The 20,003-nt window shown below is 65.2% G+C and carries 18 protein-coding genes; 9 read left to right on the top strand and 9 right to left on the bottom strand.

Annotated features, from left to right (window positions below; genetic code table 11):
• Window positions 1-138: 138 nt before the first annotated feature.
• From WC729_RS28665 to WC729_RS28635, 7 genes are all read left to right on the top strand, one after another.
• Window positions 139-1,236 (top strand): PepSY-associated TM helix domain-containing protein, encoded by a 1,098-nt coding sequence (locus tag WC729_RS28665; protein ID WP_372858163.1) that lies wholly within the window; start codon window positions 139-141, stop codon window positions 1,234-1,236.
• Window positions 1,233-2,246, top strand: coding sequence for a YncE family protein (locus WC729_RS28660; protein ID WP_372858162.1), 1,014 nt, complete (start codon window positions 1,233-1,235; stop codon window positions 2,244-2,246). Before WC729_RS28665 ends, WC729_RS28660 begins: the two co-directional genes overlap by 4 nt.
• 103 nt (window positions 2,247-2,349) lie before the next feature.
• Complete coding sequence (locus tag WC729_RS28655; protein ID WP_372858161.1) at window positions 2,350-3,108, top strand: helix-turn-helix domain-containing protein; 759 nt, start codon at window positions 2,350-2,352, stop codon at window positions 3,106-3,108.
• Window positions 3,109-3,217: 109 nt separating this feature from the next.
• A complete protein-coding gene (locus tag WC729_RS28650) occupies window positions 3,218-4,756 on the top strand; it encodes an amino acid permease (protein WP_372858160.1) in 1,539 nt (512 codons plus the stop codon).
• A 103-nt stretch (window positions 4,757-4,859) separates the two neighbouring features.
• Window positions 4,860-5,813 (top strand): alpha/beta hydrolase fold domain-containing protein, encoded by a 954-nt coding sequence (locus WC729_RS28645; RefSeq protein WP_372858159.1) that lies wholly within the window; start codon window positions 4,860-4,862, stop codon window positions 5,811-5,813.
• A 3-nt stretch (window positions 5,814-5,816) separates the two neighbouring features.
• A complete protein-coding gene (locus tag WC729_RS28640; RefSeq protein WP_372858158.1) occupies window positions 5,817-6,431 on the top strand; it encodes an FMN-binding negative transcriptional regulator in 615 nt (204 codons plus the stop codon).
• A gap of 3 nt (window positions 6,432-6,434) precedes the next feature.
• Window positions 6,435-6,869: a hypothetical protein gene (locus WC729_RS28635; RefSeq protein ID WP_372858157.1), complete on the top strand. Its 435-nt coding sequence runs from the start codon at window positions 6,435-6,437 to the stop codon at window positions 6,867-6,869.
• A gap of 70 nt (window positions 6,870-6,939) precedes the next feature.
• Here the strand turns inward: WC729_RS28635 and WC729_RS28630 are convergent, their stop codons facing one another.
• The 9 genes from WC729_RS28630 to WC729_RS28590 form a co-directional block, all read right to left on the bottom strand.
• On the bottom strand, window positions 6,940-9,099 hold the full coding sequence (locus tag WC729_RS28630; RefSeq protein WP_372858156.1) for a TonB-dependent siderophore receptor: 2,160 nt from the start codon (window positions 9,097-9,099) through the stop codon (window positions 6,940-6,942).
• Between the two features lie 300 nt (window positions 9,100-9,399).
• A complete protein-coding gene (locus WC729_RS28625) occupies window positions 9,400-9,909 on the bottom strand; it encodes a flavin reductase family protein (RefSeq protein ID WP_372858155.1) in 510 nt (169 codons plus the stop codon).
• Window positions 9,894-10,664, bottom strand: coding sequence for an enoyl-CoA hydratase-related protein (locus WC729_RS28620; RefSeq protein ID WP_372858154.1), 771 nt, complete (start codon window positions 10,662-10,664; stop codon window positions 9,894-9,896). Before WC729_RS28620 ends, WC729_RS28625 begins: the two co-directional genes overlap by 16 nt.
• Window positions 10,665-10,667: 3 nt before the next feature.
• On the bottom strand, window positions 10,668-11,933 hold the full coding sequence (locus tag WC729_RS28615) for a cytochrome P450 (protein ID WP_372858152.1): 1,266 nt from the start codon (window positions 11,931-11,933) through the stop codon (window positions 10,668-10,670).
• A 23-nt stretch (window positions 11,934-11,956) separates the two neighbouring features.
• On the bottom strand, window positions 11,957-13,039 hold the full coding sequence (locus tag WC729_RS28610; protein WP_372858151.1) for a zinc-binding dehydrogenase: 1,083 nt from the start codon (window positions 13,037-13,039) through the stop codon (window positions 11,957-11,959).
• A gap of 138 nt (window positions 13,040-13,177) precedes the next feature.
• A complete protein-coding gene (locus WC729_RS28605; protein ID WP_372858149.1) occupies window positions 13,178-13,819 on the bottom strand; it encodes a TetR/AcrR family transcriptional regulator in 642 nt (213 codons plus the stop codon).
• A gap of 44 nt (window positions 13,820-13,863) precedes the next feature.
• Complete coding sequence (locus WC729_RS28600) at window positions 13,864-14,802, bottom strand: SMP-30/gluconolactonase/LRE family protein (RefSeq protein ID WP_372858148.1); 939 nt, start codon at window positions 14,800-14,802, stop codon at window positions 13,864-13,866.
• A 14-nt stretch (window positions 14,803-14,816) separates the two neighbouring features.
• On the bottom strand, window positions 14,817-15,677 hold the full coding sequence (locus WC729_RS28595; protein WP_372858147.1) for a crotonase/enoyl-CoA hydratase family protein: 861 nt from the start codon (window positions 15,675-15,677) through the stop codon (window positions 14,817-14,819).
• Window positions 15,678-15,827: 150 nt separating this feature from the next.
• Window positions 15,828-16,934 carry an LLM class flavin-dependent oxidoreductase gene (locus tag WC729_RS28590; protein WP_372858145.1) on the bottom strand — a complete coding sequence of 369 codons (1,107 nt, stop codon included), beginning with the start codon at window positions 16,932-16,934 and terminating at the stop codon, window positions 15,828-15,830.
• A 169-nt stretch (window positions 16,935-17,103) separates the two neighbouring features.
• Between WC729_RS28590 and WC729_RS28585 the strand changes: the two genes are divergently transcribed.
• Entirely contained in the window at window positions 17,104-18,777 is a 1,674-nt protein-coding gene (locus WC729_RS28585; protein ID WP_372858144.1) for a class I adenylate-forming enzyme family protein, read from the top strand.
• A gap of 34 nt (window positions 18,778-18,811) precedes the next feature.
• A complete protein-coding gene (gene ribB / locus WC729_RS28580; RefSeq protein WP_372858143.1) occupies window positions 18,812-19,972 on the top strand; it encodes a 3,4-dihydroxy-2-butanone-4-phosphate synthase in 1,161 nt (386 codons plus the stop codon).
• Window positions 19,973-20,003 lie beyond the last annotated feature (31 nt).

Below are 20,003 nucleotides of genomic sequence, written 5' to 3'. Positions count from 1 at the left end.
CGGCCGTTGCGGTCCAGCAGCGGGGGATCGGCGAGCGGTCGGTCGGACGCTGCCCCGCTCGTGTCCTTTCGGTTGGTCCCCGATCCACTGCAAAAATTGGATGTTTCGTCATCCAGCGCGCTGTCGCAGCACAGGTGGATGACCGAAGTGACGACCGCCCGCAAACGGCCGGCGCGCCCCCTGCCGGTGCGCATCCATCGCTGGCTCAGCCTCGCCGCCGCAGCCTTCTGGCTGATCCAGGCGGCGACCGGCGTGCTCAGCGTGTTCCACTGGGAACTCGAGGATGCGGGCGTCCCGGGCGCACACCGCCCGACCGATCTTGCTGCGATCAACCGCCGCCTCGGCATACTCGCACCCGAGGGTTCCGGCCGGCGGATCATCTCGGTCTGGACGACCGCCGGCGCGCCGGACCGTTACGACGTCACCGTCGCCGAGGGTGAGCGCGAGCGCGCGGTCCGCATTGCCGGCGACGGCACCGTGCTGCGCGACAAGGGCGAGGGGGAACGCGGCGCGATGGGCACGATCGTCGCGATCCATCAGGAACTGCTCGCCGGCGACGCGGGCGGTTGGATCGTCGGAGTCAGCGGCCTGCTGCTGTGCACCAACCTGATCCTCGGCCTCGTCGTCGCCTGGCCGAAACGGGGTTGGTGGCGACGGAGCCTCACCCCGGCCGGCAAGGGTCCGCTCGTCGCCCGCCTGTATTCGTGGCATCGCGCCATCGGCTTATGGGCGGTGGTCCCTGCCCTGTTCCTGGTCGGTGCGGGCGTCCTGCTGAAATTCGAGGATGGCACCGCCAAGCTGATCGGAGCGAAGCCGGTCGCCGCTCCGCCAGTGAGCGCCTTCGCGGGCCAGTCCGTGGGGTTTGCCGTTGCCGTCCGTGCGGCGATCGCCGCGGTGCCGGGCAGCCAACTGACCGCGGTCGCCATGCCCGCGGCAGACAAACCGGTCTATCGTATCCGGGTCCTCGCGCCGGGGGAGCGTCGCCGCGCTTATGGCACGACCACGATCTTCGTCGACGCCGGCACGGGTACCGTGCGCAGCGTCGCCCGTGCCGATGCGGCGCCGCCGGCGCGCGCCTTTATGGACGGCCTCTACGCTGTCCATACCGGTGAGTTTAGCGGCCTGGCCGGCCGTCTCCTCGTTCTCGCGCTCGGCCTGTGGCTCGCTGCGATGATCGTCATGGGCGTCCTGTTGTGGTGGCGCCGACGGCCCCGCCCCGGACGAGAAAGATCATGAAACGCGCTATGCCGATCCTCGCCATCGCCTTGATCATGGGCGCCTGTAGCGCGGCGCCGCGACCCGCCGATCCGCCTTATGCCGTGCAGGATATCGTCGCGGGGCCGGACGGCGGCTACGACTATATCTCGATCGATCCGCAGACCGGCCGCGTCTTCGTCGGCCGCGATTTCGGCGTAATGATATTCGATCCCGCGACCGCGAAAACCGCCAGGCTGCTCGCGCGAAACGGCGTGGCGGCAGTCCTGCCGATCGCCGGGACGCGGCTGATGCTCAGCACCAACGGCCCGTCGAACACCGCTACCCTGTTCAATCGCGACACTGGCGTCGTGACGGCTGATATCGCGACCGGCGAGGATCCGGACGGTGCGTACCACGACACGGCGTCCGGCCTTGCGTTCGTGATGAACGGCGGCAGCGGCGACGTCTCGGTGATCGATATCGCCAAGGCGCGAAGACTCGCGACCATCGCGATCGGCGGCACCCCGGAAGGGGCGGTCGGCGACGGCAAGGGCCGGTTGTTCGTCAATGTGGAAGACACCAACCAGATCGCCGTCATCGACATCGCCGCGCGCAGGATCGTCGCGCGCTATCCGCTGCCGTCGTGCGAGGAGCCGACCGGCATCGCCTATGATCGGGCAAGCGGCACGCTGATCTCGGCCTGTAGGAATGCCGTCGCCAAGCTGATCGACGCTGCCACCGGAAAGGACCGGGGGACTCTACCGATCGGCGCGCGCGCGGACGGATCGCTCTTCGACCCGTCCAGCCGGACGGGCTTTGTCCCGGCACTCGACGGGACGCTGACGATCTATCGCCTCGACGCCCAGGGCGCTGCCACGGTCACCCAGACGATCCGCACGCGGGAAGGCGCACGAACGGCCGCCTACGATAATGTGCGGGGCCGGCTCTACCTGCCGTTCGCGACCGTCGAGCACGATGCCGCAGGCAACTATCTCGGGGCATCGAAGCAGTTCGGCATCGTCTCGGTCAGTGCCCGTTCGCGCGAATAGGCCTGACTCCAGCGATATCGGGCCATCCACCGTCGTAATGATTGTGTAATCATCGGGTTGTGACAGACTTCGACAATCGGCGCTGATCTATTTGGATTTGGCCATGCGACACACCAGCGATTATGATTTGTGCAAACGCCCGGTCGTGGGCCTGTACGACGAATACCCCGCCGGGTTCGTCGACGCGATGCACAGCCACGATCGGGTCCAGGTGCTCTATGCCTGCTCCGGCGTCATGTCCTGCGTCACCCAGTCAACCTGCTTCGTCATTCCGCCGCAGCGCGCCGTGTGGATCCCGGCCGGGGTGGAACATGAGGTGTCGTGCCGCGGCCCGGTATCGCTCCGGACATTGTACATCGATCCGCGCTACGATCTGGTCGATCCGACCTGCCGGGTGGTCGAGATCAGCGACTTCCTCAAGGCGATGATCCTGGAGGTCGTGTCGTTCGATCATGACTATGACATCGCCGGGCGCGAAGGCCGGATCGTGGGCATGTTGCTCGACGAGATCGCGACGATGCCCAGCGCACCGTATCGTGCGCCGATGCCCGCCGATCCGCGGTTGCTCCGGGTGTGTCGTGCCATCGTTGCCGAACCGGGCGACCAGCGCGACGTGGACGACTGGGCGGACATGGCCGGCATGGGCCGGCGCACTTTCACGCGCGCCTTCAAGCGCGAGACGGGCATGGGGCTGGCCGTATGGCGCCAGCAGGTGCGGCTGATGGAGGCCCTGTCGCTGATCGCCTCGGGGCGGCCCGTCACCACCGTGGCGTTCGATGTCGGCTATGACAGCCCGAGCGCGTTCACCGCGATGTTCCGGCGCGCGTTCGGCGTCCCGCCCAGCGCCTATATGGTGCGCTAACCCACCCCTTTGTCCGCCTGGCCCGGCGGCACGGGTTAACGGCCCCAACCCGCGCGCCGCCCCCAGTCCTCTCGGTTAGTCTCGGCGGATAACGCTGGGGGACGAGCCGATGGGAATGCGCGCAAAGAGGCTGCTGGTCAGGAAGCCGCTCGCCGATATCCGCAGCGACGTCGAGACTCACGGCCTGAAGCGATCGCTTGGGCCGATCCAGCTCGTCCTGCTCGGCATCGGCTGCATCGTCGGTGCCGGTATCTATGTGATGACTGGATCGGCAGCGGCCAATTATGCCGGACCTGCCGTCATCCTGTCCTTCGTCATCGCAGGCACTGCCTGTGCCTTTACTGGCCTCTGCTATGCCGAGCTGGCCTCGACCCTGCCGGTGTCGGGCTCGTCCTACACCTACACCTATGCGGCGCTCGGCGAAGTATTCGCCTGGTCGCTCGGCTGGTTGCTGATGCTCGAATATGGGCTGGCGGGATCGGCGCTCGCCGCCGGCCTGTCGGGCTATCTCTCCAGCCTGCTCGGCGATTTCGGCGTGCATATTCCAGAGGCGGTGCGCACCCCGTTCGTCCAGAGCGTGCTCACGCCGCAGGGCGTATCCTTCACCACGGGCGGGGGCATCAACCTGATCGCTGCCGCCAGCCTCGGCCTCGTCGCGATGGTGCTGGTGCGGGGCGTTTCGCAGTCGGCGACGGTCAATGCGGTGATGGTGACGATCAAGATCGCGGTGCTGCTGATCTTCGTCGGCGTCGGCGTCTTCCATGTCGATCCCGCCAACTGGACGCCGTTCGTGCCGGAGAACCAGGGCGGCTTCGCTTATGGCATGCCCGGCGTGCTGCGCGCCGCCTCGGTGCTGTTCTTCGCCTATCTCGGTTTCGAGACGGTCTCGACCGCCGCGCTGGAGGCGCGCGACCCGCAGCGCGACATGCCGGTCGGCATCCTCGGCGCGCTTGGGGTCTGCACCGTGCTGTACATCGCCGTCGCGCTCGTCCTGACCGGTCTCGTCCCGTATCGCATGCTCGGCGTGCCTGACCCGATCGCGCTTGCGGTCGATCGGATGGGCCTGCCCGCGCTGACCCTGGTGATCAAGCTCGGCGCCGTGCTCGGCCTGTCCTCGGTGCTGCTGGTCAACACGTATGGGCATAGCCGCATCTGCTTCGCCATGTCGCGCGACGGCCTGCTGCCCAGGTTTTTCTCCTCGGTTCACACGTCCTGGCAGACGCCGCATCACGGCACGATCTTCGTCGCGGCGGTGGCGGCGATCGCGGCCGCCTTGCTGCCGATCTCGATCCTCGGCGACCTCGTCAGCCTCGGCACGGCCTTCGCCTTCTCGATCGTCGCAATCAGCGTGATGTGGCTGCGCACCGCCCAGCCCGATCTTCACCGCCCGTTCCGCGTGCCGCTGGGCGGCATCCGGGTGCGCGGTGTGTGGATCGGCGTGGTGCCGGTTCTCGCGCTTGTGCTGTGCCTGTCGATGGTCGGCCCGGTGCTTGCCGACATCACCTTGAAGGCGTTCGCTGGCGATACCATCCCGGCGACGATCCTCGGCCTCTATCTGCTCGTCGGCGTGATACTCTACCGCGCCTATGGCTGGCGCAATTCCAGGCTCGGCCGCGCGCTGGACGGCGCGCCGGCTGCCGCTGCATGAACCGGCCGAATGGCCCGCACGCGGCAGAGTTCGACCCGATCCACGCAAGCCCCGGACCGGCCGCTCGGCTAGTCTCGCCCGACAACGGGGAGGACCGAGAATAATGAGCGATGCCGCGCATATAGACGCCGACGATGTCGATCCCGACATCCGCCGTTTCGTCGACGCGCTGAACCACGGCTATGGCCAGTTCTCCGATTTCGCTTCCCTTCCCCTGCCGGAACGCCGCGCCGCAGCCGAGGCCGTCCGCGGCCCCTGGCGCGAGGGCGGCCCGGCGATGCATCGCACGATCAACCTGAGCGTCGATGTTGTCGGCCTGCGCCTCTATGTGCCGAGCGATGCCGCGGCCCTGCCCGCGATGCTCTACGTCCATGGCGGCGGCTGGACGATGTTCAGCGTCGAAACGCATGACCGGCTGATGCGCGAATATGCCGCGCGCGCCGGGGTGATCGTGGCGGGGATCGATTACAGCCTGTCGCCCGAGGCCAAGTTCCCGCACGCACTGAACGAGGTGGTCGCAGCGATCGCCTGGCTGCGCGCCGAGGGTGAGGCGTACGGCATCGACACTGCCCGGATCGCGATCGGCGGGGATTCCGCCGGCGCCAACCTGTCGGTCGCGGCGAGCCTCAAGCTGCGCGACCAGGGGCTGCCGCCGCTCGCTGCGATGCTGCTCAACTATGGCGCATTCGATTCCCGGCCGACCGAAAGTTATGCCCGGTATGACGGGCCGAACTACATGCTGACGGTCGAGGAGATGGACCGTTTCTGGGACAATTATGTCGACGACCCCGGCCATCTCGCGGACCCGTTCGCCGCCCCGTTGCGGGCGGAGCTCCACGATCTGCCGCCCGCCTTTCTCGCCATCGCCGAATGCGACATCCTGGCTGACGGCAACCGCCTGATCGCGGCGCGGTTCGAGGCGGCGGGCGTGCCGGTCGAGGCGCATGTCTATCCGGGCGCCACGCACAGCTTCCTCGAGGCGGTCTCGATCTCGCCGCTGGCCGATCGGGCGATCGAGGACGGCGCACAATGGCTGCGCGCCCGGATCGGGCGCTGACGGATGGGGAATCGGGCCTTCGCGCCGCGGTCCGCCGCCGATGTGGCGACATTGATTGCCGCACATCCGCTTGCCTGGATCGTCTCGCGCGATTTCCGGGCGACGCCCCTGCCCCTGCTGGCCGAGACCGACAGCGACGGCGTGATCGTCGCGTTGTTCGGGCACTTCGCCCGGCGCAACCCGCAGGTCGCGAGCCTGACGGCCGACCCGGGCGCGGTGATCCTGTTCCAGGGGCCGCAAGCCTATGTCTCGCCCACCCTCGTATCGAATGCGACATGGGGCCCCACCTGGAACTATGCCGTCGCCCGCTTCGAGGTCGGGATCGAATTTCTGGAGGGTCAGGCTGCGGCCGCGGTCGAACGGCTCGCCGATCATCTGGAGCCGAACGGCACCTGGACGGTGGCCGCAATGGGGCCGCGCTACGAACAGCTCACTACCCATATCGTCGCCTTCCGGGCGCATGTCCGCGCGGCCGACACGACGTTCAAGCTCGGCCAGGACGAGCAGCCGGCGACCTTCGCGGAGATCGTCGACGGCCTCGGCGACACCGCGCTGGCTGGCATGATGCGCGCGCAACGCGCGCGCGATCCGGTTTCTCAACTCGATAGGGACGACTAGGACATGGGGGCTCTGGGCAGATTCTGGGTTGCGCTGGCGATAGTGCCGGCAATGGCGCTCGCCGGCGCACCGCTCGCCGATACGCCGGCGCCCGTGCCGCGCATGCTGGTGGAGATCTATCGCATCGCGCCTGGGCAGCACGCGGCCTTCCTCGCGGCGATCGCCAGATATGACGAAGCCAACCGGATAGCCGGCCTCCCGCCGCGCCAGCTCTATGTCCATAGCGACGGTGCCGACTGGGATTTCATGCTGATCCAGCCCGCGGCGACGCCGCCGGACAAGGCCGCGGCGCTGGAGGCCGCCTGGCAGAAGCTCGGCCTGCCCTCGGGCGCCGACTTCTTCATCGAATTCCGCACTTATGTCGCCGAGCATAGCGACACCTTCGTCAGCGGCCCGACCACCGCCGCCGACTATCTGGCGACGCGCAAGAAGCCCTGATCCAACCGGAACGGAAAAGGGCGGCGGATCGATCGATCCGCCGCCCTTCTTCGTGTCACCCGTGCCCGTTTCAGAACTTGCGGGTGATGGATCCGATCACCTGCGCCCGCTGCCCATAGATGCAGCCGACCGGGCCCGAGCAGCGCCCGACATAGATCTTGTCGAAGATGTTGCTGCCGTTGATCGAGAAGCGCCAGTCGGGCAGGTCGTAATGGATCAGCGCATCGAACAGGGTCGTGCCGGGCATGCGGTACACATTGGCATTGTCGCCGAAGTTCGAGCTCAGATAGCGCCCGCCGATTCCGAAGCCGAGCCCGCCCAGGCTGCCTTGCTGGATCGTATAATCGACCAGCAGCGACAGCTTGTGCCGCGGCGTGGTGACCAGCCTCAGGCCAACCTCGGCCGGCACGCTGCTCCCGGTCACCTTGGCATCGAGATAGGTGTAGGAGCCGTTGATGCTGATCTGGTCGCGGATTCGGGCGACGCCCTCGACCTCGATGCCGTTGACCCGCACCTTGCCCAGCTGGACCTGGTCGAACGGTCCGGCGCCGGCCGAGGTATCGAGCGTCGCGATGTTGTTCTGATTGATGCTGAAGCCGGCGATCGTCGCGAAGATCCGCACCGGATCGCCGCGCTTGCCATGCTCGTACTTCACGCCGGCTTCGAACTGCGTGCCGGTCGAGGGTATGAACAGATTGCCCAGACGATCGCGCCCGGCGATCGGCACGAACGACGTGGCGTAGCTCGCATAAGGCGCGATGCCGATCTCGGTCACGTAGTTCACGCCGACGCGATAGGTGAACTTGTCGTCCTTGGTCCGCGTGCCCGACGCCCGATCGACCGTGTCGAGCCAATCCTGCCGCCCGGCCAGCGTCACCACCAGCCCGCCGGCCTTGATCTGGTCCTGCAGATACACGCCGGTCTGCTCGCGCTTCGCCGAGGTGTAGGGAAAGAAGGTTGGCGTGACGAACGGCACTGAATTGTACACCGGCGCGAACAGGTCGATCGACGGCGCCACGGCGAAGCCGAAGAAGCTGGCGTTGCGGAAGTTGCGATAGTCCACGCCCCCGGTCACGCGGTGCCTGATCGACCCGGTGTCGAAGTCGGCCTGCAGCCTATTGTCGGCCGCGAATTCCTGCACGTCCTCCTTGTAGGGAAAATTGTAGCGCGAAACGGTACGATTGTCCGCGCCGAGGCCGGCACCGTAGATGACATGCTGCAGCTCGCTGTAATCGAACCATTTCACATTCTGCTCGAAGCGAACGCCGGCAACGATCGGCTGGACCAGCTGATAGCCGACGCCATATTGGTCGCGCTCATAGAAGTTGTAGTCGGGCTCGCCCAGATTGGTGCCGACGCCGACCCGGCCGAGCGGATTGGCGTAGAGCGTACCGACCGCCGGCAGGAAGCCGTTGGTGTCGCCCTCGACCCGCTCGTGCTGATAATAGCCGAGCGCAGTGATCTCGGTCCCCCAGGGCAGGACGACCTTGACCGTCGGCGCCACGAACACGCGGTTCGCCTTGACGAAATCGACCTGGCTGTCGCGGTCGCGGTACAGGCCGGTCAGGCGCGCGCTGATGCCGCTGCCCAGCCCGCCGGTGATCGTCCCGTTGACCTGCTTATAGTCGTCGGTGCCGTACCGCACCCCGATCTCGCCGCCGAATTCCGAGGACGGCCGACGACTGGTGAGGTTGTAAATGCCGCCTGGCGGCGTGGTGCCGTACAGCACCGATGAGGGGCCCTTCAGGATGTCGATGCCCTCGAAGCCGTAGAGATCGACGCCGACATTTGGGATCGTCGAGCTGATCGGCGCCTGCAGGCCGTCGATATACTGGATCGGCGAGAAACCGCGCAGCGTCAGGAAATCGAAACGCAGGTCCGGCCCGTAATTCTCGCCGACGATGCCCGAGGTATAGCGCACTGCCTGCTGCACATCGACAAAGCTCAGCAAGTCGATCTGGTCGCGCGAGATGACCGAGATGGATTGCGGCGTCTCGATCAACGGCGCGTCCGACTTGGTCGCGGACATGCTGCCCGATGGGACATAATTCGGCGCGCGGACGATGATGTCGCCGTCGCTCTCCATGGTCTCGTTGGGCGTCGACGACGCGCCCGTGGGAACCGGTGTGTCCTGGGCCATGGCCGGCGCGGTAAAGACGATCATGGCGGTGCCGCCGAGCAACGCCGCGCAGACGGAACGGTTGATCCTGTGCTGCCAGATATGTCGCATGTCACTACCCCCAATTTCGAGAGATCGGCCCGAAGCAGCCCCCACCATCATGTTAGGCCGCAAGCCTGCGAGCCGCATCCGCAAGCGGGTCCTTTGCTATCGCAGTCGGGACAAAGACCGGGGTGATCGCGCGTCGAATGCGGGAGTGACGCGATGGGAACTCGTTGCGAGCGGCAGCTATCTGGAATCGACGCTCCGAAGCAGGCATGCGCTTAGTGAGCGAATGGCCCCAGCGTGGCTCCTACCCATGCCGGACGCGGGGCTCTCAGGCATTGCGGCGTAACCTGGTGGGCCGCAAGGTTACAGGAGCGGCGCGAAATTGCCGTATCTACCGCGAAAGAAGAGCAGGGGTTGTTCGGCCCGCGCAATGTCCAGGTCGCACACGCGACCCAAGACGATCAGGTGATCGCCCGCCACGTGCGTGGCATCAAGTGTACAGTCGATCCATGCCACGACATCCTCCAGCACCGGCGATCCGCGTTTGGACAGGCGGTACTCCAGTCCGACGAACTTATCGTTGCCCTTGGCGGAAAAGCGGCGGCAAAGATCCTGCTGATGGCTGCCCAGCACGTTGACGCAGAATTTGCCGGCCCGTTCGATCCGTGGCCAGCTGGTGGAACCACGGTCGGGGAAGAACGCCACCAACGGAGGATCGAGCGAGACCGAGGTGAAGGATCCGACGACCATCGCTGCCGGGTTGCCGTCGGGTTCAATCGCCGTGACGACGCATACGCCGGTTGGATAATGTCCGAGGACCCGCCTGAAGGTCGCTCCATCGATGGGTTGTTCGGTGGTTACTGTCCCGCCCACACCGGTTTCCTTTTCTCTTTCGCCGCTGCTTCGCCTTCGCGGCGATCGGCGCTGTTTGCATAACGTTCGATCGGCTCGAACCGGGTGGCGAGAGCGACCTCGAGTGGGTAATCCAGCCGACCAAGCGCCGCCGCCCTCGCCGCCTGGTTCGCAAGTGGCGACGCCGCATTGATCATCCCGGCCCAGCGTAGCGCGGTGGCATCCAGATCGGCGAATGGGACGACTTCGTTGACCAGTCCAAAGCGCTCCGCCTCGCCGGCCGGCAGGCGATTTCCTGTCAGGATCATCGCCATCGCCACGTGATGCGGCAGCCGGCGAACGACGCGGTGAACCACGCCGCATTCGCCGATGATCCCGACCTTCGTTTCCGGCAAACCGAACTGCGCGGTGTCCGCCGCGACAATGATGTCGGCGCACATCGCCAGCTCAAACCCGCCGCCGACGCAAAACCCCTGCACTGCGGCGATCAACGGTTTCTTCAGGGTGACCAGAGGACCGCCGATTCCGGTTAGCCCCCCACCCAATGCGAGGCGCCGCGAGGCGCCTCGACCGGCCGACATGTCGGCTCCGATCGAGAAGGAGCGCTCACCCGCCGCCGACAGGATCGCGCACCAGATGTCGGGATCATCGTTGATCCTACCCCACACCGGTACGAGCAGGTCGTCCATCTCCGGCGTGATGGCGTTCAGATGCTCGGGCCGGTTGAGCCGCACATGAGCGACCCGACCCTCGCACCTGAACGCGATCTCCGCCAAGGCTCAGGCCCCCGTGACCGGCTGCGGGGTCCATTCGAGCCGGATATCGTCGACCGCCGCGATGATGCCGGATCGGAAGACCGGGCTCGCGCCGGCCGCGACATGGAATTCGGGGATGCGCTTGAGCCATTCCTGCAAGGTCACGATCGCTTCCATCCGTGCCAGATGCATCCCGGCACAACGATGTGGGCCGCCGCCGAAGGTCATATGGGCGATCTTCCTCCGGCGGATGTCGAGGGTCATGGCATCGGCGTTCTCGCTTTCGTCAAGGCCGTGCAATGCGGTCGGGATCAGGATCATGTCGCCGTGCTTCAAGGTGACGCCGCGATACTCCTGGTCACCCGACACCATCCGCGCTTCCGCAATGACGGGGAAACGACGGAACATCTCTTCCACGCTGCGCAGCAAGACCAACGGGTCGCTGCGCAGATCGTCGACGATCCCGGGATTCTTCGCCAGATGCAGCATCATGAAACTGAGGAAATTGACCACCGTATCCAGGCCGCCGAGCAGCAGCAGCGAAATAAGCCCGATCGCGCGTTCGCGACTGATCGGTTCGCCGTTGATGTCGTTGTTGACCATCACGGTGATGAGATCGAGCCCGTCGCCACCGCGTCTCGCATCGACGATCGGCTCGACATAATTGTCGAACCCCGCCTGCGCCGCCTCCAGCGCCGCGCCCATTTCCTCCGGCGTGGCCCCAGGGGGGCGGGTCATGTCCTCGGCGAAGCGGCTGAGCATCGCCGCGTCCGACATCGGCAGGTCGCACAAGGCCATGAACACCTTGACCGGAAAGATCCGGGCATAATCGCTGGAGAATTCGCACGCCCCGCGTGCCGCTATTCCCTCGATAAGCTCGACCGCAATCCCGCGGACATGATCTTCGACGCGCCGCATCTGGCCAAGGTTCAGACCCTTGTCGAGCGTCTTGCGATACGGCGTGTGCTCGGGTGGATCCATGCGCGTCGGGACCATGAGATATTTCTCGCCGGCCTCCTTCGGCAGGAAGATCACTTCGCTCGAGAAGCGCGTGGGATCGGTATAGATTTCCTGGATCAGCTGGCTTCTCGTCGCGACCCAGTGCCCGCCCGTGAACGGCGTCCAGACGAGCTCGGGCATGTCAGGACGCTGCAAGGCGCGCCACGCCTCGTGATACCCGTCCTCGATCCCGTCTGGATCATACATGTCGATGTCGCGAACAAGGTGCTCCGGGACATGCGCCGGCCGCGGCGTGCGGTGGCGGGCGACCTTCGGATCTGCGTCAGCCATGGAAATATCCTCTCTCTCGTCGCTCAAAGTGTCGGATCGATCACTGCCTTGATGACTTCGCCCTTTTTCACTGTCGCGAGTGCCTTGTCGGCGTCGCGGATCGCGAAACGGTGCGAGACCAGGGCAGCGAGCGGAAAGCGATCCTGCAGCCGGGCCGCCAGGTGCATCGCGCCGTAATAGTTTTTGGGCTTGGGGAAGCTCGCGCCGCCGATCGTCAGGTTCTTCGTCGTCAGGTCCCGTGGGCTGACCGGCTGCGTGCCGATCGCACCCCAGAGACCAAGGACGATGTACCGACCGTGGTTCCCGGTCAGGTCGACACCCTCGGGAAAGGCCGGCAGATAGCCTGCCGCCTCGACCACGACATTGGGGCCATTATGTCCGCATAGATCGTAGATTTGGCGTCGGCGCTCGTCGGCCGAATCCGTCAGCGACACCGTCGCGGTGGCGCCGAGTTGCCTTGCCGTTTCGAGTTTCTTGTCGACGCTGTCGATGACGATGATCTCGCGCGCGCCGGCAATCGCCGCGACCAGCACGGCGGACAGGCCAACCGGACCGGCCCCCTGCACGACGACCGTCTCATTGACCATGATCGGCCCGCACCGATCGAACCCGCGCAACACCGTGGGCAACGCACAGCCCAGCGCGGCGACAGCTTCCGGATCAGCACCGTCAGGCAGCCGGAAGAAAGCCAGGCCATTCGGCAGCCAGGCGAAGTCGGCATAGCTGCCCCAATTGGGTTTCTCGGCATGTTCGAAGAATTGCGAGTTCTCGCACGGCGTCTCTTCCAGCACCGTGCAGGAATGGCAGCGATGGCACAGCGCAATCGGTGACCAATAGACCAGATCGCCGACCTTCACCGGGATGCCGGCATAATCCGTGGAGACGCCCGGGCCGAGCTTCTCGACGCGGCCGACGCCTTCGTGCCCAAGGATGATCGGGAACGGCATGACACCCGCTTCGCCGGTCGTGATATGCAAATCGCTCCCGCACACGCCGCCGATGACGACGCGGACCAGCGCGCCGCCCGGCTCCGGATCGACCACTGGAACGTCCCAGGTTTCGAGGCGATTCGGCTCGACGAGAACGGTTGCCCTGCCTGTGGCCATGTCATGTTCTCCTGTGAAGGTGCGTACCGGGCGCCTGGAAGCGGCCGATTGATCGTGTCGGCACGGCGCGATGCGCGGACGTCACGGCACCGCCATCCCGCCTGGGGTCAGAGTCCCGGAAGTGATGGGCGAGCCCGTTCAGCTCTTCGGTCGAGCGAACCCGTGCATGAACAACTGGCAGGCCTGGCGTGCGATCTCCGCAATCTCCAGATGTCCCGGCCGATACCATTCGGCTGTCGAGTCGAGCATGTTGATCAGAAACTTGCGCGCGACCGTCGGGTCCAGATCGGCGCGTGCATCGCCGCTCGCGCGGGCCGCCAGAATGAGGTCCCGCCAGTAATTGTCGAACCCGGCATAGGCAGCCAGCACACGCCGTTTGATCTCGTCCGGCAAATCCGGGAACACGCGCGAGACCGCCGAGGAATATTGGTCGCCCGTCAGCAGGAAGACGAGGTGTGCGGTAATCGCCTCTTCGAGACGCTCCACCGGCGACGCCGCGGGACCCAGGCGTTCCACTCGCGTGACGATGAATCGCGTATTGCGATGGCAACCCTCCACCAGGACTTCCTCGATCAGCTCGTCCTTCGAGGAGAAGTGATGATAGAGGCTTGGCGCGAGCATCCCGGCGCGCTTCGCCACCTCGGACAATTTGGTGCCCTGAAGGCCGCTGGTCCGCAGCAAATCGGCCGTTGCGTCCAGAATGCGCGTGCGTGAAGAAATTTCGTCCATATGCCTCGCATCGCGCATCGGCCCCTGGAAGGGAAGAGGACGAACGCGCACGATCCTGCTCCCCCATGATCGACCCCGGGCCGCAGGTCGGTCGATCAGCCGGCGAATGCGACATTTGGCATACCCCGAACACCCGGATCAAGAATCTCGAACAGGCTGCCGGCCAACGGTTGCTGGGCCCTGGCCTCTTCGCTCAGGGCGTTTGCGGCCGACGTCAGGAACAACCGCTCCATGTTCGCGCCGCCGAAGCCGGGACGCAGTCCCTGGCGTACGGGCAGCCTGCGTTCGTCCAGCACGACGGCATCCGGCGAATAGCGCCGCAGCGTCCAGCTTTCGTAGAAGGCGATCCAGATGCCGCCTTCGACGTCCACCGCCATGCCATCGGGAAAGCCGTCGTCCTCGCCATATTTCAGCCAGTCGCGGCGATTGGAAACCGATCCGTCCTCGGCCAGATCATAGGCCCAGGTGATGCGCGGCAGCGAATCGTTGAAGTACATCGTCTTGCCATCGAGGCTGAACGCCGGCCCATTGGCTGTCACGACGTTGCGTTCCATCGTCGCAATGGTGCCGTCCGGATCGATCCGATACAATTCGCCGGTACTGCGCTTGTCGAAATCGCGGACGCTGTCTTCCTTGTTTTCGGACGTTGTGCTGTCCTCGAACTGGGTGACGTCGCAGCTGCCCGTCCAGTACCGGCCCTTGTGATCGACGACACCGTCGTTGAGCCGCGCGACTTGCCCGTCGGGGCGCGGATCGGCGAAGATCTCGAATGTTCCGGCCGTGGGATCGACATAGGCCAGCCCGTCGCGCGTCGATGCGATAAAGCCACCCTTGGCGCGCAATCCGAGCGCCGAAATCCACATCGGCGGCACCCAGCGGCCCTTGTCGCCGGAATCGAGGTGCAGCCAGTTGATGCTCGGGTTCTCGACATCGACCCAATAGACGCGCCCGTCGCGCGCATCGTACAGGGTGCTTTCGCCGAGCGTGGCCTTTGCCTGCCACAGGCAACGCCAGCCCGGTCCTTCCATGTCCATGCCGCTCTCCCTTGTCACAATTGCACTCGACCCGAGCCGAACGGCGCGTCGCGCTGTCGCACGGCTTCCTTGACGCCCTGTTCGAGAACGGTGCGATTGAAGGCCGATCGACTGTCGGCGAGGTGCCCACGCGCATCCATCTCTGCCGCCATACGCTGAAGCGTCCGTGCGCCCATCAGTTCTAGGCCAAGATTCACGATGCGCTTGTTCGCGCTGAGCAGATCGGCGTCGATCAGTGCCAATCGGTCAGCCAGTTCCTCGACCTCGGCGGCGAGCCGGTCGGCCGGCACCGCTTTCAGCACCAGGCCGATCGTGGCGGCATCGTTTCCGCCGATGAGATCGCCGGTGAGCAGCAGGCGCTTCGCCCATTGCGGCCCGACCATGTAGAGCCACATGTTACTCGGCAAGGAGCCTTGCGAACGGGCCGGCGGGAAGCCGAAGCTCGCGTCGTCAGCGCAGATGATCATGTCGCACAACAAAGCGAGGTCCGTACCGCCGGCAAGACAGCGCCCCTGAACCTGGGCAATCACGGGTTTGTGCATGTCGAAGAGCGCCATGCGCAGGCGCTGCAGGCGTTCCTGATGCCAGGCGTCGTCGTCGAATTTCGCACGACCGCGGCGATGTTCGACCTGGAGTGCTACCGGACGATCATAGCGCTGCAGGTCATAGCCCGAGGAGAAATCCGATCCGGCGCCAGCGAGGATCACGCACCGGACGCGGTTGTCCTCATCCGCCTCCCACAAGGCGTCGTGCAGCTCGGTCAGCAATTCTTCATTGAGGGCATTGCGTTTTTCCGGGCGGTTGAGCGTGATCCGCGCGCGTCCATCGGCGCGTTCGTAGCGAATGAAGGCGTAGCGATCGTCAGCCTGCGTCACGCGACTGCGCCTTCTTGTCCGATTTCGCGATCAACGATCACCATTTCAGCTCCTTCCTCGTCCATTCACGCGAGCGCTCTGTGTCGATCTTCGACCCGTCGCCCGTCACGATATTTCGACCGTCGCCACCCAGTCACCGGTGCGGATTCTTCAGGCCACAGATAGCGCCGATTCGACCGCGCGCGTCGTACCGGTGTCGATATCCTTCAACCTGGGCAGGACCTTCCGCGCGAAAAGTTCGTAGTTGGCGCGACCCATTTCCTGCGGCATTTCGCCATATTGAAAATAGGTGATGAAGCTGCCGATATCGAATTCCTCGACCATCGCCGCCAGCTTGTCCGCAACCTCGTCGGGCGTGCCCCAGACCTGCAGATCGGCGAGGAAGCCGTTGAACTTGTGCAGGCCGTGCTTGGCGATGTTCTTCGCCAGGCCGCCATAATATTCGTAACCCTCGATATTCGCGAACTCGGCGTTGTCGAACTGGTAGAAGTCCGACGTCGAGCGGGTATAGGCCTGGATGTGCTTGTCGCGCATCTCCTGCGCCACCGCCGGATCCTCATGCACCGCGACGAAGACCGCGAAGACCGGCTTTGGCGCAGGGCGGCTGTTCCGCTCGAGGAACAGCTGGCGATACCCCGCGAGGTCCTCGGCGACCTTGTCCCAGGGCTTTTGTGCAATGACCATCAGGCCGACGTCGAGCTTCGCCATCAGGTTGACCGATTCCGGAGAAATTGCCGAGGCGAATACCCGACCGCGAAAACTTGCGTACGGCCTGGGACGCAATTCGACCCGCGGCTGCTTGAGATACGTACCGTCATATTCCATCACCCCAGTCTCGAGAGCGGTGAGGACGGCTTCGGCATATTCGCTGAAGCGATTGCGCGACTCGCCCATCGGGACCTTGAAACCCTCGAATTCGGAAGCGCCGAGCCCGCGGCCGATGCCCAGCACTGCCCGCCCTTCGGAAAAATAGTCGAGCAGGATGAAGTTTTCGGCGGTGCGGACGGGGTCCTGCCACGGCAGCACGCATACCGTGGTGCCGAGCTTGATCCGCTTGGTCTGGCCGGCGACGAACGACAGGAACTGCGGCACGTTCGGCGTCATGTTGTAATTGCTGAAATGATGCTCGGGCGTCCACACCGAGTCGAAGCCCAGCGCCTCCGTGTCGACCGCCATCTTCAGCTGGTGGCGATAGACTTCCTTGTCCGAAAGCTGGTCGCGCAAATTCTGGAAAGTGAGGCCAAGCCCGACATCCATCGCCCTTATCCCTTGCTCATATTGTCGATCTAACCTAATAGTGATTAGGTTGAGAGCGCAAGCCCCTTTCGATTGCGAGGCAAATTTATCGCAAACTCAGGCGATGCACTTGACGATATGGCCTGCGTGGCAGAATAATGAGAATTAGGTTGAGGAACGGAGAGTCATGATGGAGGCGGCCACATCCAGCGTCGGCGAACGGCGCGCGGCCATGGAGCGCCGGCACCCTTTATGGGTCCCGATGACGCTCGACCGGTACCTCGAAAACGCCGTTGCCGATTTCACCGACCGGCCGCTGGTCATCACCGACGACGGCATCATGAGCTACGCCCAGGTCGATGCCGCGGCGACGCGCATCGCGCAGATGCTGCGGAACCGCGGCGTGAAGCCGGGCGATCGGGTGGCGATGCTGATGGCCAATTTCCCGATCACCGTGGCATTGCTCTTCGGCATCTGGCGCGCCGAGGCCACGGCGGTGCCGCTCAACACCCTGTATCGTCCCGACGAGCTTGGTTTCGTGCTCCGCCAATCCGCACCACGATTGCTGATCGCGATGACCCGGTTCCTCAAGCGTGACTTCGCTTCTGAGATTCCCGCGGTACTGCCGGGTGGAACCGATCTCCTGCTCTATGATCCCGACGCGCCTGCTGCCTGCGATCTCGTCGCCGCGATCGACGCGGTGTCGACCATCGCAGACGGCGACCTGGCCGATGCCACTCGGATACCGGCAGTGATCATGTATACCTCGGGCACGACCGGTAGCCCCAAGGGCGTCATCCTCAGTCACGACAATCTGCTGCGCGCCGCCTATGCCGGAGCGCATCACCAGGCGTTCGAAGACGGGCGTCGCGCGATCTTCTCGGTGCCGCTCTATCATGGCTTCGGGCTGGTCGTGGGCCTGCTGTCCGGCATCGTCGTCGGCGGGTCGATCGTGCCCCTGCCCCGCTTCGATGCGCGGGCCATGCTGACCGGCATCGCGCGCCACCGTGCGACCTATCTGATGGGCGTGCCCACGATGACGGTCGCCATGCTCGAGCTGGCCGAACAGGAATCGTTCGACCTGTCATCGCTGACCGCCATTCACAGCGCGGCCGCCCCGACGCCGAGCTGGGTCTGGCGGCGGATCCAAGAGGTCTTCGGCTGCGGCGAGGTCTTCACCAGCTACGGCCAGACCGAGGCGACCGCGACCATCATCTGCACTCAGCCGGGCGATCCGATCGACGTCGTCGCGACCACCCAGGGAATCATCGTGAAAGGTGGCGTGTCGGGCATCCCGGCGTGCGGCGGCGATATCGCTGAATTTCGTATCGTCGATCCGGACAGCGGCGTGGACAGCCCGCCGGGTATCGCGGGCGAGATCTGGACGCGCGGGCCCATGAACAGCCTGGGATATCTCGATCGCCCGGCGGACACCGCCGCGCTGTTCGCGGAAGGCGGCTGGCTTCGTACAGGCGACCGGGGCTATTTTCGGGAAGACGGCAATTTGCTGCTCACGGGACGCACCAAGGAGCTGTTCAAGAGCCGCGGCGAACTCGTCTCGCCCAAGGAGATCGAGGAAGTCATCACCACGCACCCCGCCGTGCGCGAAGCCTATGTCATCGGCATGCCCGACGAGCGCGACGGCGAATGCGGCTGCGCCTGGCTGGTCGCGGCCGGCCCGATCGCACCGAGCGTCGCGGAGGTGAACGACTTTCTCGCATCGCGCCTGCCGCGCTTCAAGATGCCGCGCGACATCTGGTTCATCGACCCTGCCGAACTGCCCAAGACCAGCACGGGCAAGGTGCAGAAGAACCTGCTCAAGGACCGTGCCGAGCGGCTCCTGGCCGCGGGCGTAGCGGCGTGAGCCACGGCCGGCACATGAAAAGGAGTCTCGCCCAGTGACCGACGACATCTCGACCATCGAGGCGATCCTCGACGATGCCCGCGACGGCCTGCCCTATATCCTCGTCGATGCCGATGACCGCGAGAATGAGGGCGATGTGATCATCCCCGCCCAGTTCGCGACGCCGAGCCAGATCAATTTCATGGCGCGCCACGCGCGCGGCCTGATCTGCCTGGCGATGTCGGCGGAGCGCGCCGAGAAGCTCGAACTGCCGCCAATGGCCGCGAACAACCAGTCCGGGCATGGGACGGCCTTCACGATCTCGATCGAGGCACGCGAGGGCGTGACGACGGGCATTTCGGCGCAGGACCGTGCGCATACCATCGCCGTTGCGATCGACCCGACCAAAGGGCGCCGCGACATCGTTTCTCCCGGCCACGTCTTCCCGCTCGTCGCGAGGCAAGGCGGGGTGCTCGTGCGCGCCGGTCACACCGAGGCCGCGGTCGATATCTCGCGCCTGGCGGGGCTGAATCCGGCCGGCGTGATCTGCGAGGTGATGAATGACGACGGCACGATGGCGCGACTGCCAGAGCTGATTCGCTTCGGCCGCGAGCATGGACTGAAGATCGGTACGATCGCGGACCTGATCGCGTATCGCCGCCGCTCCGAGCGCATCGTGACGCATGAGGCGAGCGCAGCGTTCGACAGCGTCTATGGCAGCGATTTCACGATCCACGTCTATCGCAACAGCATCGATGGCGGCGAGCATATCGCGCTGGTGCGCGGCAATATCCATGCAGGCGAGCCGACGCTGGTCCGCGTCCATCAGGTCGACCTCACGGCCGACCTGCTCGGCTGGTCGCTCGCGCGCCGCGATTATGTGCCCCGCGCGCTGTCCGCGATCGCCGCGCATGACGGCCCCGCCGTGGCGGTCTTCGTCCAGGATCCGGATCCGGTATCGATCTCGGCGCGGATCAAGGGTGGCCGCCAAGCCTATCATGAGACCCATGCAATCCGCGATTACGGGGTCGGCGCGCAGATCCTGCGCGATCTCGGCGTGCAGGAAATGATCCTGCTCACCTCGAGCAACGACAAGCTCACTGCGCTTGAAGGTTTCGGACTGAGCGTCGTCGGCCGTCTGCCGATACCGGATCAGACGGCAGGCGACGCCGCAAACGGCCGAGCGACGGTCGTGGGTGGCCGACGCATCGCCTGACCAGCGCGAAAAACATCTGACCAACCAGAAA

This window comes from Sphingomonas sp. (assembly GCF_041661825.1).
In the GTDB taxonomy this organism is placed as follows: Bacteria; Pseudomonadota; Alphaproteobacteria; order Sphingomonadales; family Sphingomonadaceae; genus Sphingomonas.
Note: the sequence above shows the minus strand (reverse complement) of the source record. Positions and strands in the feature narration are given on the sequence as shown.